16 protein-coding genes are annotated in these 16,333 nt (G+C 56.8%); 14 read left to right on the forward strand and 2 right to left on the reverse strand.

The window, feature by feature from the left end:
* Positions 1–96: 96 nt before the first annotated feature.
* The 3 genes from VGM55_RS02040 to VGM55_RS02050 all read left to right on the forward strand — a co-directional run bounded on the left by VGM55_RS02040 (position 97) and on the right by VGM55_RS02050 (position 4,100).
* On the forward strand, positions 97–1,362 hold the full coding sequence (locus VGM55_RS02040; protein WP_331634432.1) for a 4-aminobutyrate--2-oxoglutarate transaminase: 1,266 nt from the start codon (positions 97–99) through the stop codon (positions 1,360–1,362).
* 132 nt (positions 1,363–1,494) lie between these two features.
* Complete coding sequence (locus VGM55_RS02045) at positions 1,495–2,739, forward strand: aromatic amino acid transport family protein (protein ID WP_154187495.1); 1,245 nt, start codon at positions 1,495–1,497, stop codon at positions 2,737–2,739.
* A 257-nt stretch (positions 2,740–2,996) separates the two neighbouring features.
* Positions 2,997–4,100, forward strand: coding sequence for a branched-chain amino acid ABC transporter substrate-binding protein (locus VGM55_RS02050; protein ID WP_331634433.1), 1,104 nt, complete (start codon positions 2,997–2,999; stop codon positions 4,098–4,100).
* 78 nt (positions 4,101–4,178) lie between these two features.
* On the opposite strand, the gene panM is transcribed toward VGM55_RS02050, so the two are convergent.
* Positions 4,179–4,559: an aspartate 1-decarboxylase autocleavage activator PanM gene (panM, locus tag VGM55_RS02055; RefSeq protein ID WP_331634435.1), complete on the reverse strand. Its 381-nt coding sequence runs from the start codon at positions 4,557–4,559 to the stop codon at positions 4,179–4,181.
* Between the two features lie 398 nt (positions 4,560–4,957).
* On the opposite strand from panM, the gene livK reads away from it, so the two are divergent.
* The 11 genes from livK to ugpQ all read left to right on the forward strand — a co-directional run bounded on the left by livK (position 4,958) and on the right by ugpQ (position 15,868).
* Positions 4,958–6,067, forward strand: a complete 1,110-nt coding sequence (gene livK / locus VGM55_RS02060; protein ID WP_154187497.1) for a high-affinity branched-chain amino acid ABC transporter substrate-binding protein LivK — start codon at positions 4,958–4,960, stop codon at positions 6,065–6,067.
* Positions 6,068–6,237: 170 nt separating this feature from the next.
* Positions 6,238–7,164, forward strand: a complete 927-nt coding sequence (livH, locus tag VGM55_RS02065; RefSeq protein WP_154187498.1) for a high-affinity branched-chain amino acid ABC transporter permease LivH — start codon at positions 6,238–6,240, stop codon at positions 7,162–7,164.
* Positions 7,161–8,441 (forward strand): high-affinity branched-chain amino acid ABC transporter permease LivM, encoded by a 1,281-nt coding sequence (locus VGM55_RS02070; protein WP_331634436.1) that lies wholly within the window; start codon positions 7,161–7,163, stop codon positions 8,439–8,441. The genes livH and VGM55_RS02070 overlap by 4 nt, the downstream gene beginning before the upstream one ends.
* The gene (livG, locus tag VGM55_RS02075; RefSeq protein WP_154187500.1) at positions 8,438–9,205 is read left to right on the forward strand and encodes a high-affinity branched-chain amino acid ABC transporter ATP-binding protein LivG; all 768 of its coding nucleotides are present in this window, start codon (positions 8,438–8,440) and stop codon (positions 9,203–9,205) included. Before VGM55_RS02070 ends, livG begins: the two co-directional genes overlap by 4 nt.
* Position 9,206: 1 nt before the next feature.
* Complete coding sequence (livF, locus tag VGM55_RS02080; RefSeq protein ID WP_331634437.1) at positions 9,207–9,920, forward strand: high-affinity branched-chain amino acid ABC transporter ATP-binding protein LivF; 714 nt, start codon at positions 9,207–9,209, stop codon at positions 9,918–9,920.
* Between the two features lie 420 nt (positions 9,921–10,340).
* Entirely contained in the window at positions 10,341–10,586 is a 246-nt protein-coding gene (locus VGM55_RS02085) for a hypothetical protein (protein ID WP_331634438.1), read from the forward strand.
* A gap of 301 nt (positions 10,587–10,887) precedes the next feature.
* Complete coding sequence (ugpB, locus tag VGM55_RS02090) at positions 10,888–12,204, forward strand: sn-glycerol-3-phosphate ABC transporter substrate-binding protein UgpB (protein WP_038477935.1); 1,317 nt, start codon at positions 10,888–10,890, stop codon at positions 12,202–12,204.
* Positions 12,205–12,321: 117 nt separating this feature from the next.
* On the forward strand, positions 12,322–13,209 hold the full coding sequence (ugpA, locus tag VGM55_RS02095; protein ID WP_154187502.1) for a sn-glycerol-3-phosphate ABC transporter permease UgpA: 888 nt from the start codon (positions 12,322–12,324) through the stop codon (positions 13,207–13,209).
* Positions 13,206–14,051 carry a sn-glycerol-3-phosphate ABC transporter permease UgpE gene (ugpE, locus tag VGM55_RS02100; RefSeq protein WP_154187503.1) on the forward strand — a complete coding sequence of 282 codons (846 nt, stop codon included), beginning with the start codon at positions 13,206–13,208 and terminating at the stop codon, positions 14,049–14,051. The genes ugpA and ugpE overlap by 4 nt, the downstream gene beginning before the upstream one ends.
* Before the next feature lie 9 nt (positions 14,052–14,060).
* Positions 14,061–15,131 (forward strand): sn-glycerol-3-phosphate import ATP-binding protein UgpC, encoded by a 1,071-nt coding sequence (locus VGM55_RS02105; protein WP_154187504.1) that lies wholly within the window; start codon positions 14,061–14,063, stop codon positions 15,129–15,131.
* On the forward strand, positions 15,128–15,868 hold the full coding sequence (gene ugpQ, locus VGM55_RS02110) for a glycerophosphodiester phosphodiesterase (RefSeq protein ID WP_154187505.1): 741 nt from the start codon (positions 15,128–15,130) through the stop codon (positions 15,866–15,868). The genes VGM55_RS02105 and ugpQ overlap by 4 nt, the downstream gene beginning before the upstream one ends.
* 4 nt (positions 15,869–15,872) lie before the next feature.
* On the opposite strand, the gene VGM55_RS02115 is transcribed toward ugpQ, so the two are convergent.
* Positions 15,873–16,238, reverse strand: a complete 366-nt coding sequence (locus VGM55_RS02115) for a DUF2756 family protein (RefSeq protein WP_154187506.1) — start codon at positions 16,236–16,238, stop codon at positions 15,873–15,875.
* Between the last annotated feature and the right edge of the window lie 95 nt (positions 16,239–16,333).

Here is a 16,333-nt window from a genome sequence, read left to right on the forward strand (position 1 = left end):
ATTGGTACTCGATTATAGGGCCAATACCTGTGTAAATAAACGACATTGTTTCTGATTTGTTGCGATAAAGTGACTGGCATAACAGGAGAGACCAAGGTGAAAAGTGCAGAGCTGAATCAGCGTCGTTTACAGGCCACGCCGCGCGGCGTGGGCGTGATGTGTAGCTACTTTGCAGAGAAGGCTGAGAACGCCACCCTGTGGGATGTGGAAGGCAACGAGGTTATCGATTTTGCCGCCGGGATTGCGGTGCTGAACACCGGCCATCGTCATCCAAAAGTGATTGCCGCGGTAGAAAAGCAGCTACAGGCTTTTACTCATACCGCCTACCAGATTGTCCCTTATGAAAGCTACGTTTCGCTGGCAGAGCGCATCAACGATCTGGCGCCCATCGCCGGCCCGGCCAAAACCGCGTTCTTTACTACCGGTGCAGAAGCCGTTGAGAATGCTGTAAAAATTGCTCGTGCCTACACCAAACGTCCTGGCCTGATTACCTTCGGAGGCGGCTTCCACGGCCGTACCTTTATGACCATGGCGCTGACCGGCAAAGTGGCTCCTTACAAAATCGGTTTCGGCCCATTCCCAGGCTCCGTTTACCACGCGGTTTACCCCAATGCCGCGCACGGCGTCACCACTGAAGATGCGCTGAAAAGCCTCGATCGTATCTTTAAAGCGGATATCGCCGCCGATCAGGTTGCGGCCATCGTGCTGGAGCCGATCCAGGGCGAAGGCGGCTTCAACGTTGCGCCACCTGAATTCATGCAGGCGCTGCGCAAGCTGTGCGACACCCACGGCATTCTGCTGATTGCCGATGAAGTGCAGACCGGCTTCGCGCGCACCGGCAAGCTGTTCGCCATGGAGTATTACGACGTTAAGGCCGACCTGATGACGATGGCGAAAAGCCTGGCCGGTGGTTTCCCGCTGTCCGGCGTTGTGGGTCGCGCTGAAGTGATGGATGCACCTGCGCCGGGTGGCCTGGGCGGTACTTATGCGGGTAACCCGCTGGCGGTTGCGGCGGCTCATGCGGTGCTGGATGTGATCAAAGAAGAGCAGCTGTGCAAGCGTGCCACCCAGCTTGGTGAACACCTGAAAGAAGTCCTGAATCAGGCGCGCCAAAGCTGCCCGGCCATTGTTGACGTGCGCGGGCAGGGCTCGATGGTGGCGGTGGAGTTTAACGATCCGCAGACCGGGAAACCTTCGCCGGAATTTACCCGCGAGGTCCAACTGAAGGCTCAGGAACAAGGGCTGCTGCTGCTGAGCTGCGGCGTCTACGGCAACGTGATCCGCTTCCTTTATCCTCTGACCATTCCTGATGCTCAGTTCACCAAAGCGCTGGCCATTCTGTCCCAGGTGCTGAAGGGCTAAAGCCCCGTACAGTGCGGCGGCAGGGAAGCCCGTCATAACAGAAGGTTTTGTTGCCCAGCGTGAAGTGGTTTATCACCCTGATATCCCCTGTTTTCCGGCGGGCGTTACCGCCGGAGTAATACGGAAAATATTATGTCTGAAAACTCCACCTTCTCTCCCGCCATCGCGCGCGGGGAGCGAACGGCTGTTCCCGGTAAATCCCTGAGCTTCGTCGAAGGCGTGTCGATGATCGTCGGCACCAACATCGGCGCGGGCGTGCTTTCCATCGCCTATGCGTCGAGTAAAGCAGGCTTCTGGCCGCTGCTGTTCTGGCTGGTGCTGGTGGGCAGCCTGACCACCGTGACGATGCTTTACGTCGCCGAATCCACCTTGCGCACTCGCCAGCATTTGCAGCTTAGCGGGCTGTCGCTGCGCTACGTCGGCCGCTTTGGCGCGCTGATGATGTTCCTCTCGGTTTGCGTGAACAGCGTGGGCGCACTGACCGCCTATATGACCGGCAGCGGCAAACTATTGCACTCCTTGTTTGGTATTTCTCCGGCGCTGGGCAGCGTGCTGTTTTTCATCCCGGCCGCGGGCGTGCTGTACATGGGCCTGAAGGCCATCGGGCGCGGGGAGAAATTTATCAGTATCGGCATGGTGGTGATGATCGCGGTGTTGGTTATCGCCACCTTGCTAAAAGAAACGACCAGCGTCGGCTACCTGCTGGAAGGCAACTGGCTGTACATGGTGCCGGTGTTCAACGTGGTGGTGTTCTGCTTCTCGGCGCAGTACATCGTGCCGGAGATGGCGCGAGGGTTTGCCGATAAACCTGAGAAGCTGCCGAAGGCGATTATCGTTGGCATGGTGGTAACCTTCGCGCTGCTGGCCCTGGTACCAATGTCGGTCATCATGCTTAACGGCCTGGACGATATCTCTGAGGTGGCGACTATTTCCTGGGGGAAAGCGCTGGGAGAGTGGGCGTTCTTCTCGGCGAACCTGTTCGCGCTCTGCGCCATGCTGACGTCGTACTGGGGGCTGGGCGGCAGCTTCCTGACCAATATCTTTGACCGCTTCCGCCTGGGCAGCGACGAACTCTCCCTGAAGCGTTTCCTGGTGCTGCTGGTGGTGGCGATTCCGCCTTTCGTGCTGGCCTACAGCGGGCTGGTGTCGTTCGTGAATGCGCTCTATTTTGCCGGCGTGTTCAGCGGCGTGATTTTGTCGATTATGCCGATTCTGATGATTAAAGGCGCTCGTCGCAGCGGTGATGTCACGCCGGGCTGGACCTGCCCGCCGTTTATGACCCATCCGCTGATTCAGATTTTCATTGTGTTGCTTTACCTCTGCAGTGCCGTTTATGCGGTTGCTTCCGCTCTGGGATACCTGCCTGCGGGCTGGTGATTTTGATGCTTGCTCCCCCGCGCCTGGAGGCATTCCGGCGCGGTTATTTTTTTGTCACATTCCCGTTATCTAACCTTCAAATATGTCTTTCCAAATTATCGCAAATGGCGCTATGTTTAGCATAGTGTGCTGCCGTAGCGCCGGCTGTCGCCCTTAAGTTAGCTGTCATATGCTTTTCTTATACCTACAAACAGAATAATGCGCTAACAAACAACAACACAACAAATTCAATAACCATAACAATGGGGACTCTCAGGATGAAAATGACGGGTAAAGCCTTACTGGCAGGATGCATTGCACTGGCAATGAGCCACGCGGCGATGGCAAAAGATATTAAGGTCGCGGTAGTAGGGGCAATGTCTGGGCCGGTTGCGCAATACGGCGACCAGGAATTCACCGGTGCCGAGCAGGCGGTGGCCGACATTAACGCTAAAGGCGGGATCAAAGGCGACAAACTGGTTATCACGAAATATGACGATGCCTGTGACCCGAAACAAGCGGTAGCGGTTGCCAACAAAGTGGTGAACGACGGCATCAAGTACGTTATCGGTCACCTGTGCTCTTCTTCTACTCAGCCAGCGTCTGATATCTACGAAGACGAAGGCATTCTGATGATCACCCCGGCGGCTACTGCCCCGGAGCTGACCGCGCGTGGCTATAAGCTGACTCTGCGTACCACTGGCCTGGACTCCGACCAGGGCCCAACCGCAGCGAAATACATTCTGGAACACGTGAAGCCTAAGCGCATTGCCGTTATCCACGATAAGCAGCAGTACGGCGAAGGTCTGGCGCGTTCCGTGCAGGACGGCCTGAAAAAAGGTGGCGCTAACGTGGTCTTCTTCGACGGTATCACCGCCGGTGAGAAAGATTTCTCTACGCTGGTTGCTCGCCTGAAGAAAGAAAATATCGACTTCGTTTACTACGGTGGTTACCACCCGGAAATGGGGCAGATCCTGCGTCAGTCCCGCGCCGCTGGCCTGAAAACCCAGTTCATGGGGCCGGAAGGCGTGGCGAACGTTTCCCTGTCTAACATTGCCGGGGATTCCGCAGAAGGCCTGCTGGTGACCAAGCCTAAGAACTACGATCAGGTTCCTGCCAACAAATCAATTGTGGACGCCATCAAAGCCAAGAAACAGGATCCAAGCGGCGCGTTCGTCTGGACAACCTACGCGGCGCTGCAGTCGCTGGCTGCTGGCCTGAACCAGAGCGAAGATCCGGCTGCAATCTCCAAGTACCTGAAAGGGGCGACCGTGGATACCGTGATGGGGCCGCTGTCCTGGGATCAGAAGGGCGACCTGAAAGGCTTTGAGTTCGGCGTATTTACCTGGCATGCCAACGGCACGGCCACCGACGCAAAATAAACCGCAAACGGCAACCCTGGGTTGCCGTTTTAGTGTTTACTCCCTCTCCCTTTGGGAGAGGATCGGGGTGAGGGCAGTTTATTTCCCCCAACCGCCGCTCTGCTCGCGGAACCCGGAAGCCAGCATAAACGCCGTCATCACGGAATGATCCTCTACGCCAACATCCGCCAGCCACCAGTGGGTTATCGCTGGGTTATCCCGCATCACCTCTTCCAGCAGATACTGCCCTACGCCGCGGCGGCGGGTAATTTCGCGCACTCGCAGTGAATCCAGCGCCCCGGCATCGCCTGTGAGCGTCACGCGAACCGCGCCGAGCAGGCGATCGTTAAATTTAGCCGCATAGATCCTTTCGTTGTCGCTAAGCGTTAGCGAACCGCTGGAGTATTCCGGCCAGATCTTGCCGAGGTCAATTTTATCCTGAGCGCTAAACTCAAACAGACGAATGATGGTGAGTTTCATAAGTGACCTAACCAAAAAGCGGGAAAACCACGAGTGTAACCAATTTATTTGCCTCAGACGCTTTATCTTTTTTATGCCGTTCAGCAGTTGATTGCTTTTTGTCGCAAAGGTAAGCCAGCCTTAAACGCGGCAGATTGAATCGTGACCAGGATAAAGCACTAAAATCCAGTGAATTGTTCGGCTCTTTGTACCACTATTTTATGCTGATTTTGGTGCTTTTTTTTGTTTAACTATGGCGAAATACAGAATATTATCTCTACTTAATCGCCTGAAAAATAGGGAGTTTAGCCTGATAAATTGTAAATTTTACCGCTAACTCCTTCAAGGCACTGATAAAAATGGTCATTGATTATAAAAAGTACTGCGTGCTTTTTAACCACGTTATGGGGATGGAACGAATGAAGATGAACGCGAAGACATTACTGGCCGGGCTGGTGGCGTTGGCTGTGTCTCACGCGGCAACCGCTGGAGACATTAAAGTGGCTGTTGTCGGGGCAATGTCAGGCCCGGTAGCGCAGTGGGGCGACATGGAATTTAACGGTGCGCGCCAGGCTATCAAAGACATCAACGCCAAAGGCGGGATCAAAGGCGATAAGCTGGTCGGCGTTGAATATGACGACGCGTGCGATCCTAAACAAGCCGTAGCGGTTGCCAACAAAATCGTTAACGATGGCGTGAAGTACGTTATCGGTCACCTTTGCTCTTCTTCCACCCAGCCGGCTTCCGACATCTATGAAGATGAAGGCATCCTGATGATAACCCCGGGTGCGACCAACCCTGAGCTGACCCAGCGCGGCTACGGCATGATCATGCGTACCGCTGGCCTCGACTCCTCCCAGGGCCCAACGGCGTCCAAATATATTCTGGAGCACGTTAAGCCGCAGCGCATCGCTATCATCCACGATAAGCAGCAGTACGGCGAAGGCCTGGCGCGTTCCGTGCAGGACGGCCTGAAAAAAGGCGGCGCTAACATCGTGTTCTTCGACGGGATCACCGCCGGGGACAAAGACTTCTCCACCCTGGTCGCGCGCCTGCAGAAAGAAAACATCGACTTCGTTTATTACGGCGGCTACTACCCCGAAATGGGGCAGATCCTGCGCCAGGCACGTGCCGTTGGCCTGAAAACCCAGTTTATGGGGCCAGAAGGCGTGGGTAACGCTTCACTGTCCAATATCGCGGGCCCGGCGGGTGAAGGGATGCTGGTCACCATGCCTAAGCGCTACGACCAGGAGCCTGGCAACAAAGCTATCGTTGATGAACTGAAAGCGGCGAAGAAAGACCCGAGCGGCCCGTACGTGTGGATCACCTACGCGGCGGTACAGTCTCTGGCGACCGCTATGGATCGCAGCGGCAGCAAAGATCCTGCTGCGCTGGTGAAAGATTTAAAAGCACACGGTGCGAACACCGTAATTGGGCCGCTGAACTGGGATGAGAAAGGCGATCTGAAAGGATTTGAATTTGGTGTCTTCCAGTGGCACGCCGATGGGTCGTCCACCGTCGCCAAATAAGGCAACCACTCGTCATACTTCGAGCCGCAGGTGTGTTGGCTGCGCTTGCTCACCTCAGTCACATACTTATGTATGCTCCTGAGGATGAGCAAGCTTGCCGCCTTCCTGCGACTCGAATTATTTAGAGTGGATTCAATATCCCGCCCGTGCGGGTTTGGAAAGGTTAAGTTATGTCCGAGCAGTTTCTCTACTTCCTTCAGCAGATGTTTAACGGCGTCACGCTGGGCAGTACCTATGCGCTGATCGCCATCGGCTATACGATGGTGTACGGCATTATTGGCATGATCAACTTCGCCCACGGTGAAGTGTATATGATCGGCAGCTACGTCTCTTTCATGATCATCGCCGCGCTAATGATGCTCGGAATTGATGTGGGCTGGATGCTGGTGGGCGCAGGCTTTATCGGTGCGATTATCATCGCCAGCGCCTATGGATGGAGCATTGAACGCGTAGCCTATAAGCCAGTGCGCAACTCCAAGCGCCTGATTGCGCTGATTTCCGCCATCGGGATGTCCATCTTCCTGCAAAACTACGTCAGCCTGACGGAAGGCTCGCGCGACATCGCGCTGCCAAGCCTGTTTAACGGCCAGTGGATTGTGGGGGCAAGCGAGAATTTCACTGCCACCATTACCACCATGCAGCTGGTTATCTGGGTGGTGACTTTCCTCGCTATGCTGGCGCTGACGCTGTTCATTCGTTATTCCCGTATGGGCCGCGCCTGCCGCGCCTGTGCTGAAGACCTGAAAATGGCCAGCCTGCTCGGTATTAACACCGACCGCGTAATCTCTCTGACCTTTGTCATTGGTGCGGTGATGGCGGCGGTGGCTGGCGTGCTGCTTGGCCAGTTCTACGGTGTTATCAACCCGTACATCGGCTTTATGGCGGGCATGAAAGCCTTTACTGCGGCGGTACTTGGCGGTATCGGCAGTATTCCTGGCGCGATGATTGGCGGCCTGATCCTCGGCGTGGCTGAAGCGCTGACCTCTGCCTATCTGAGCACGGAATATAAAGACGTCGTCTCCTTCGCGCTGCTGATTGTGGTGCTGCTGGTGATGCCTACCGGGATCCTGGGGCGTCCGGAGGTTGAGAAAGTATGAAACCGATGCATGTTGTCTTTTCGCTGCTCTCCGCGGCTATGTTCTTCGTTTTAGCATCGGTATTTATGGGCGTTCAGCTGAGCCTGGACGGCACCAAACTGGTGGTTAACAGCGCGCCTTCCGTGCGCTGGGAATGGGTGTTTATCGGCACGGCGGCGGTGTTGGTGTTCCAGCTGCTGCGCCCGCTTTTCCAGAAGGGCATGAAGAAAGTGTCCGGGCCGAAGTTTGTGCTGCCGGCGCTGGATGGCTCAACGGTTAAGCAGAAACTGTTCCTGGTGGCGCTGCTGGTTGCGGCTGTTGCCTGGCCATTCCTGGTTTCACGCGACACCGTAGACATTGCTACGTTAACCATGATTTACATCATCCTCGGCCTGGGGCTGAACGTGGTGGTGGGGCTGTCCGGCCTGCTGGTGCTGGGCTACGGCGGTTTCTACGCCATCGGCGCCTACACCTTTGCGCTGCTGAACCACTATTACGGCCTGGGCTTCTGGACCTGCCTGCCGCTGGCGGGCCTGGTCGCTGCCGCTGCGGGCTTCCTGCTTGGCTTCCCGGTATTGCGCCTGCGCGGTGACTATCTTGCGATCGTGACGCTGGGCTTCGGCGAAATTGTCCGTATCCTGCTGCTGAACAATACCGAGATTACCGGTGGCCCTAACGGCATAAGCCAGATCCCAAAACCGACTTTCTTCGGCCTTGAATTTAGCCGCACGGCGCGTGAAGGCGGGTGGGATACTTTCAGCAACTTCTTCAACGTGGCCTATGACCCGAGCGACAGGGTTATCTTCCTTTATCTGGTCGCATTGCTGCTGGTGGTGCTGTCGCTGTTTGTGATTAACCGCCTGCTGCGTATGCCGCTGGGTCGTGCCTGGGAAGCGCTGCGCGAAGATGAAATCGCCTGCCGCTCGCTGGGCCTGAACCCAACCCGCATTAAGCTGACCGCGTTCACCATCAGCGCCGCGTTTGCGGGCTTTGCCGGGACGCTGTTTGCCGCGCGCCAGGGCTTTGTCAGCCCGGAATCGTTCACCTTCGCCGAGTCGGCGTTTGTGCTGGCGATTGTGGTGCTGGGCGGGATGGGCTCGCAGTTTGCGGTTATTCTTGCCGCCATCCTGCTGGTGGTTTCCCGCGAGCTGATGCGTGACCTGAACGAGTACAGCATGCTGGTGCTCGGCGGCCTGATGGTGCTGATGATGATTTGGCGTCCGCAGGGCCTGCTGCCGATGACGCGCCCGCACCTGAAGTTGAAGAAAGAACAAGTCGTGAAAGGAGAGCAGGCATGAGTCAGCCATTGTTATCCGTAAGCGGTCTGATGATGCGTTTCGGCGGCCTGCTGGCTGTCAACAATGTCTCGCTCGAGCTGCATCCCCAGGAAATTGTTTCGCTTATCGGCCCGAACGGGGCCGGTAAAACCACGGTGTTTAACTGCCTGACCGGCTTCTATAAGCCGACCGGCGGCACCATTATGCTGCGTGACCAGCATCTGGAAGGCTTACCCGGCCAGCAGATTGCGTGTATGGGTGTGGTGCGTACTTTTCAGCACGTGCGCCTGTTCCGCGAGATGACGGTGATTGAGAACCTGCTGGTGGCCCAGCATCAGCAGCTGAAAACCGGTATTTTCTCCGGACTGCTGAAAACCCCTGGCTTCCGCCGCGCCCAGAGCGAAGCGCTGGACAGAGCGGCAACCTGGCTTGAGCGTATCGGACTGCTGGAGCACGCTAACCGCCAGGCGAGTAACCTTGCCTATGGCGACCAGCGCCGCCTTGAGATTGCTCGCTGCATGGTGACCCAGCCGGAGATCCTGATGCTGGACGAACCTGCCGCCGGCCTTAACCCGAAAGAAACCCATGAGCTGGATGAGCTGATCATGGAGCTGCGTAATCACCACAACACCACGGTGTTGCTGATTGAGCATGACATGAAGCTGGTCATGGGGATTTCTGACCGTATCTACGTGGTGAACCAGGGAACGCCGTTAGCCAACGGCACGCCGGAGCAAATCCGCAACAACCCTGACGTCATTCGCGCCTATCTGGGTGAGGCTTAAGATGGAAAATGTAATGCTGTCGTTTGACAAGGTGAGCGCCCACTACGGGAAAATCCAGGCGCTGCACGACGTCAGTCTGCATATCAAACAAGGCGAAATTGTTACGCTCATCGGCGCTAACGGCGCGGGGAAAACCACGCTGCTCGGGACGCTTTGCGGTGACCCTCGCGCCACTAGCGGTCGCATTGTGTTTGATGGCAAGGATATTACAGACTGGCATACCGCGCGCATCATGCGTGAGGCCGTAGCGATTGTGCCGGAAGGGCGCCGCGTTTTCTCCCGCATGACGGTAGAAGAGAACCTGGCGATGGGCGGCTTTTTTGCCGAGCGCGACCAGTTCCAGGACCGCATTAAGCGCGTCTACGATCTGTTCCCGCGCCTGTACGAGCGCCGTATTCAGCGGGCGGGCACCATGTCTGGTGGTGAGCAGCAGATGCTGGCGATTGGCCGGGCGCTCATGAGCCAACCGCGTCTGTTACTGTTAGATGAACCGTCGCTGGGGTTAGCGCCGATCATCATCCAGCAAATCTTCGACACCATCGAGCAGCTGCGCAGCGAAGGGATGACCATCTTCCTCGTCGAGCAGAACGCAAACCAGGCGCTGAAGCTGGCCGATCGGGGCTACGTGCTGGAAAACGGTCACGTGGTGCTGGAAGATACCGGCGATGCGCTGCTGGCGAATGAGGCAGTAAGAAGCGCTTATCTGGGCGGCTAATAAAAGCGAAACGGCAACCTCGGTTGCCGTTTTTTTGTTTGCACCCTCTCCCTGTGGGAGAGGGGCGGGGTGAGGGCATCAGGCAACCCCGTTTTGTTTGCACCCTCTCCCTGTGGGCTGTTCCTTAGCTACAATATGTTCTATGAAAGTTCGGCTAATGTTCCGTTCACTTCAATTGCAGCTTTACATGCAGCCACCGTAACGGTGAACGACTCGGGGAAATCACCGTCATTCCCCCGAGACCCCGGACTCCCGGCCAAATAAATCGCCGCAAGCGGTAAACCTCCGTTTTATCTCCCAGTCCTGGGTCGGCTGAGATGCGCTCCCGACGCTCTCAGCCTCCGGCCGTTCCCGACGGCCGGACCCTGGCCAGTCGGAGAGAAAACGGAGGCGATTTAAGCCGGAACCGAGCCTCGCTTCATGCTTATCGCCACGCTGAACGTTAAAGTTGCTACAAGCCCTACAGCGACGCCTTTGTTCCCGGCTCTCATCGTCCCCGGTGATGACCCAACTCAGGCGGGGTTGAGCTGTCGGGAACAGCGAAAGAGAGCGATCGTCGGGAACGAATCGCGAACGACCCCGAATGTTAGGGTGATAGCCGGTGGGTTTACCGCTTCAGCGGCGATGAGCTCGCCGGGCGCCAGGGTTGCCAGGGAGATGGCGTAATCTCCCTGGCACGTTCACCGTGCCGGGAACGTGCAGGAAAAACCGATCTATGGGTGAACGGAATAACTGCGGAGCGACAGATCTCCCCCGGAAGATGTTGGAAGGAAAATGTGTATAAGAAGTAGCCCCCTGCAGGCAGAAAGAAAATATATCTCCCGTCGACGACGAAACATTTCATTCACTCCGCTGTAACTATTCTGTCATCCAGCCGTTATTTTTCTGTCATTCGAGCGTGTCATGTTACCTCGCGAGCATAAAACGCGTGATTTCGCGCATCCGGCACAACAAGAGAGATAACCGAATGACATCGTTACGACACACAGCTTTAGCGCTGACGCTTGGTCTGGCATTTGCCTCCCAGGCGATGGCCGTTACCACGATTCCTTTCTGGCATTCAATGGACGGGGAACTGGGTAAAGAAGTGGATTCTCTGGCAAACCGTTTCAACGAAACGCACCCTGATTACAAAATTGTGCCGGTTTATAAAGGCAACTACGAACAGAGCCTGGCGGCGGGCATCGCGGCATACCGTTCCGGTAACGCCCCGGCCATCCTGCAGGTGTATGAAGTCGGCACCGCGACCATGATGGCTTCTAAAGCTATCAAGCCGGTCTACGAAGTGTTCAAAGATGCGGGTATCAGCTTCGACGAGTCTCAGTTTGTGCCGACCGTTGCCGGTTACTACACCGATTCCAAAACGGGCCACCTGCTGTCCCAGCCTTTCAACAGCTCCACTCCGGTGCTGTACTACAACAAAGACGCTTTCAAGAAAGCTGGCCTGAACCCGGATCAGCCGCCTAAAACCTGGCAGGATGTGGCCGACTACAGCGCCAAACTGCGCGCAGCGGGCATGAAGTGCGGCTACGCCAGCGGCTGGCAGGGTTGGATCCAGCTGGAGAACTTCAGCGCCTGGCACGGCCTGCCGTTTGCGACCAAAAACAACGGCTTTGACGGCACTGACGCAGTTCTGGAGTTCAACAAACCTGAGCAGGTGAAACACATTGCCCTGCTGGAAGCGATGAACAAGAAAGGCGACTTCACCTATTACGGGCGTAAAGACGAGTCCACCGAGAAGTTCTACAACGGCGACTGCGCGATCACTACCGCGTCTTCCGGCTCCCTGGCTGACATCCGTCAGTACGCGAAATTCAACTACGGCGTAGGCATGATGCCTTACGACGCAGACGTGAAAGGCGCTCCACAGAACGCCATCATCGGCGGTGCAAGCCTGTGGGTGATGCAGGGCAAAGACAAGCCTACCTATACCGGCGTGGCCGAGTTCATGCAGTTCCTGGCTAAGCCAGAAATCGCCGCTGAATGGCACCAGAAAACCGGCTACCTGCCGATCACCACCGCCGCTTACGACCTGACTCGTAAAGAAGGCTTCTACGACAAGAACCCGGGTGCGGATACCGCCACTCGCCAGATGCTGAACAAGCCACCGTTGCCGTTCACCAAAGGCCTGCGTCTGGGCAACATGCCTCAGATCCGTACCGTGGTTGACGAAGAGCTGGAGTCTGTCTGGACCGGTAAGAAAACGCCTCAGCAGGCGCTGGACGCTTCCGTTGAGCGTGGTAACCAGCTGCTGCGTCGCTTCGAGCAGTCTACCAAGTCTTAAGTTCTACCCTTGTTCTCTCCCGAAAGGGAGAGAACAGAGTACGGCGCTCTTTGTCAAAGGAGAGCGTTGTGCTGAGGGGCAAAGCACCGCCTGTAATAACATTAATCGAGTAACCCTATGTCATCATCTCGCCCGGTGTTCCGTTCAAGTTGGCTACCCTATGCGCTGGTCCTGCCGCAGCTGATCATCACCGTCATTTTCTTTATCTGGCCGGCGGGCGAAGCCCTCTGGTACTCGCTGCAAAACCTTGACCCGTTTGGTCTGTCCAGCCACTTTGTTGGCCTGGATAATTTCGTGCAGCTGTTCCACGATAGCTACTATCTGGACTCTTTCTACACCACCATGATCTTCAGTGGCCTGGTGGCGGGCAGCGGCCTGCTGGTTTCGCTGTTCTTTGCCGCTCTGGTGGATTATGTGGTGCGCGGCAGCCGTCTCTATCAGACGCTGATGCTGCTGCCCTACGCCGTCGCGCCCGCCATTGCCGCGGTGCTGTGGATCTTCCTGTTCAACCCAGGGCGCGGGCTGATTACCCACGTGCTGGAAGAGTTTGGCTATAACTGGAACCACGCGCAAAACAGCGGCCAGGCAATGTTCCTGGTGGTGTTCGCCTCCGTGTGGAAGCAGATCAGCTACAACTTCCTGTTCTTCTTCGCCGCCCTGCAGTCGATCCCACGCTCACTGGTGGAAGCCGCAGCGATTGATGGAGCTGGCCCCGTGCGCCGCTTCTTCTTTATTTCGCTGCCGCTTATCGCCCCGGTGAGCTTCTTCCTGCTGGTGGTGAACCTGGTGTATGCCTTCTTCGACACCTTCCCGGTGATTGACGCGGCAACCGGCGGTGGCCCGGTGCAGGCAACCACCACGCTTATCTACAAGATTTATCGCGAAGGGTTTGCCGGGCTGGATCTCTCTTCCTCGGCGGCACAATCGGTGGTGCTGATGCTGCTGGTGATCGTCCTGACGGTGGTTCAGTTCCGCTTCGTTGAACGTAAGGTGCGCTACCAATGATTGAGAACCGTCGCGGGCTGACTATCTTCAGCCACACCATGCTGATTCTGGGCATCATCGTCATTCTGTTCCCGCTGTACGTGGCGTTTGTTGCCGCGACGCTGGATAACAAAGCGGTATTCGACACGCCGATGACGCTTATCCCTGGCTCCCATCTGTGGGAAAACATTAGCGACATCTGGACCCACGGCGTGGCGGTCAACAGCGCGCCGTTCAGCCGCATGCTGTTTAACAGCACGGTGATGGCGCTGGTGATCACCATCGGTAAAATCGCCGTGTCGATGCTGTCGGCGTTCGCCATCGTCTGGTTCCGCTTCCCGCTGCGTAACCTATTCTTCTGGATGATCTTTATCACCCTGATGCTGCCGGTCGAAGTGCGTATTTTTCCGACGGTTGAGGTTATCTCTAACCTGAAAATGCTCGACAGCTACACCGGCCTGACGCTGCCGCTGATGGCGTCGGCCACGGCCACGTTCCTGTTTCGCCAGTTTTTCATGACGCTGCCAGACGAGCTGATGGAAGCGGCCCGCATCGACGGCGCCTCGCCGATGCGCTTTTTCTTCGACATCGTGCTGCCGCTGTCCAAAACCAACCTGGCGGCGCTGTTCGTGATCACCTTTATCTACGGCTGGAACCAGTATCTCTGGCCGCTGCTGATTATCACCGATGCTGACCTCGGCACCGCCGTGGCGGGGATCAAGGGCATGATTGCCAGCGGTGATGGCGTCACGCAGTGGAACCAGGTCATGGCAGCGATGCTGCTGACGCTTGTCCCACCGGTTGTTATCGTTTTAGTTATGCAGCGCGCCTTCGTGCGTGGCTTAGTGGACAGTGAGAAGTAGGAATCTTTCATGGCTGGTTTAAAATTACAGGCAGTAACCAAGAGCTGGGACGGTAAAACCCAGGTCATTCAGCCGCTGACGGTTGACGTTGCGGACGGCGAGTTCATCGTGATGGTCGGGCCTTCCGGCTGCGGTAAATCTACGCTGCTGCGTATGGTGGCCGGGCTGGAGCAGGTGACCAGCGGCGATATCTGGATTGACAGCCAGCGCGTCACCGACATGGAACCCAAAGAGCGCGGTATCGCGATGGTGTTCCAGAACTACGCCCTCTATCCGCACATGACGGTAGAAGAGAACATGGCCTGGGGCCTGAAAATCCGTGGCCTGGGCAAAGAACAGATCCGTCTGAAGGTGCTGGAAGCTGCCCGTATTCTGGAACTGGATGCGCTGTTGACCCGCCGTCCGCGCGAGCTTTCCGGCGGCCAGCGTCAGCGTGTCGCCATGGGGCGCGCCATCGTGCGTGACCCGGCGGTATTCCTGTTCGACGAACCGCTGTCCAACCTTGATGCCAAACTGCGTGTGCAGATGCGCCTTGAACTTCAACAGCTTCACCGCCGCCTGAAAACCACCAGTTTGTACGTGACGCACGACCAGGTGGAAGCGATGACCCTCGCCCAGCGTGTGATGGTCATGAACAAAGGCGTAGCGGAGCAGATTGGCACGCCGGTTGAAGTTTACGAGCGCCCGGCCAGCCGCTTTGTGGCAAGCTTTATTGGCTCACCGGCGATGAACCTGCTGGATGGAAACATCAGCATTGACGGTTCACGCTTTGAGCTGAACGGCGGCGATGCGCTGCCGATGGGTAGCCAGCGCCTGCAGTGGGTTGGCCGCCCGATGACGCTGGGTATCCGCCCGGAACATATTGCGATAAGCTCTCAGGAAGCCGGTGGCATACCGATCGTCGTGGAAACCCTTGAAATGCTGGGTGCGGATAACCTGGTACACGGTCGCTGGGGTGGTCAAAAGGTGGTGATCCGCCTTGGGCATCAGGAACGTCCGCAGCCGGGGACGACGCTTTGGGTTCATCTGCCGGAAGAACATCTGCACTTCTTTGATGGCAAAAACGGACAACGTTTATGAGCAACTGGCCTTATCCAAAAATCGTCGCCCATCGTGGCGGCGGTAAGCTGGCACCGGAAAATACCCTCGCGGCAATCGACGTCGGGGCACGTTACGGCCACACGATGATCGAGTTTGACGCTAAGCTTTCGCGTGACGGGCAAATCTTCCTGCTGCACGACGACACGCTCGAACGCACCAGCAACGGCTGGGGAATTGCCGGCGAGCTGGCCTGGGACAAACTGCTGAAAGTCGACGCCGGAAGCTGGTTTAGCCGCGAATTTGCCGGCGAGCCGCTGCCGCTGCTTTCTCAGGTGGCTGAGCGTTGTAAGCAGCACGGCATGATGGCAAATATCGAGATTAAACCAACCACCGGGCTGGAAACAGAAACCGGGAAAGTGGTCGCTCTGGCGGCTCGGGAACTGTGGGCCGGGCAAACGGCACCGCTGCTTTCTTCTTTCGAGATTGAAGCCCTGGAAGCCGCCCAGCTTGCTGCACCTGAACTGCCTCGTGGCCTGCTGCTGGATGAATGGCGTGATGACTGGCAGGAACTGACCACCCGCTTACAGTGCGTGTCTATTCACCTGAACCATCAGCTGCTGGATGAGGCTCGGGTGAAGGCGCTGAAAGCCGCCGGGTTGTACATTCTGGTGTATACCGTGAACGTTCCCCACCGCGCGGCCGTGCTGCTACAGTGGGGCGTCGATGCTATCTGTACCGATCGCATCGACGAGATAGGTCCGAACTTCTCCGCATAACGCCTTACGGCGTGACCGGCGGCGGCAGCGTTGAACCACTTTGCTTCAGCATGCCGCCGTTATTTCCTTTTAGCATCCCACCATTGGTGTTCGGCAACGGCTGCTGGCTTATGCCTGGCTGCGACTGCAGGACGCGCTGCTGATTGTTGTTCAACTGCGTCTGAAGCTGCTGTTGCTGTAGCTTGCTCTGCGTTTGTATCTGCTGTTTTAACATCCCCTGCTGCTGGGATTGCTGCGTTTGCATCTGCGTCAGCATCCGCTGCTGGCTCGGGTTCTGATAGCCCGGCTGGTTAGGGTTGTTGGTGGTGTTGAGCGGCTGTGCGAGCGCGGTTAGCGGCAGCAAGGCTGCCAGAAGCCATACCTTTTTCATCGTTATCTCCTCCCATCAGGGGTTCCTCTAAGTTTACTCGGTTTCCTTCATCACGATGATTATTTCGGATTTGTGAACCAGGATTAAGCGGGGAC

It is taken from the genome of Cedecea sp., from assembly GCF_036500665.1.
In the GTDB taxonomy this organism is placed as follows: domain Bacteria; phylum Pseudomonadota; class Gammaproteobacteria; order Enterobacterales; family Enterobacteriaceae; genus Cedecea.

Excerpts from the sequence above, each read along its gene's own strand:
- VGM55_RS02045 (WP_154187495.1), top strand. The coding sequence starts at position 1,495 with ATGTCTGAAAACTCCACCTTCTCTCCCGCCATCGCGCGCGGGGAGCGA.
- VGM55_RS02050 (WP_331634433.1), top strand. The coding sequence starts at position 2,997 with ATGAAAATGACGGGTAAAGCCTTACTGGCAGGATGCATTGCACTGGCA.
- panM (WP_331634435.1), bottom strand. The coding sequence starts at position 4,559 with ATGAAACTCACCATCATTCGTCTGTTTGAGTTTAGCGCTCAGGATAAA.
- livK (WP_154187497.1), top strand. The coding sequence starts at position 4,958 with ATGAAGATGAACGCGAAGACATTACTGGCCGGGCTGGTGGCGTTGGCT.
- livH (WP_154187498.1), top strand. The coding sequence starts at position 6,238 with ATGTCCGAGCAGTTTCTCTACTTCCTTCAGCAGATGTTTAACGGCGTC.
- VGM55_RS02070 (WP_331634436.1), top strand. The coding sequence starts at position 7,161 with ATGAAACCGATGCATGTTGTCTTTTCGCTGCTCTCCGCGGCTATGTTC.
- livG (WP_154187500.1), top strand. The coding sequence starts at position 8,438 with ATGAGTCAGCCATTGTTATCCGTAAGCGGTCTGATGATGCGTTTCGGC.
- livF (WP_331634437.1), top strand. The coding sequence starts at position 9,207 with ATGGAAAATGTAATGCTGTCGTTTGACAAGGTGAGCGCCCACTACGGG.
- VGM55_RS02085 (WP_331634438.1), top strand. The coding sequence starts at position 10,341 with ATGCTTATCGCCACGCTGAACGTTAAAGTTGCTACAAGCCCTACAGCG.
- ugpB (WP_038477935.1), top strand. The coding sequence starts at position 10,888 with ATGACATCGTTACGACACACAGCTTTAGCGCTGACGCTTGGTCTGGCA.
- ugpA (WP_154187502.1), top strand. The coding sequence starts at position 12,322 with ATGTCATCATCTCGCCCGGTGTTCCGTTCAAGTTGGCTACCCTATGCG.
- ugpE (WP_154187503.1), top strand. The coding sequence starts at position 13,206 with ATGATTGAGAACCGTCGCGGGCTGACTATCTTCAGCCACACCATGCTG.
- VGM55_RS02105 (WP_154187504.1), top strand. The coding sequence starts at position 14,061 with ATGGCTGGTTTAAAATTACAGGCAGTAACCAAGAGCTGGGACGGTAAA.
- ugpQ (WP_154187505.1), top strand. The coding sequence starts at position 15,128 with ATGAGCAACTGGCCTTATCCAAAAATCGTCGCCCATCGTGGCGGCGGT.
- VGM55_RS02115 (WP_154187506.1), bottom strand. The coding sequence starts at position 16,238 with ATGAAAAAGGTATGGCTTCTGGCAGCCTTGCTGCCGCTAACCGCGCTC.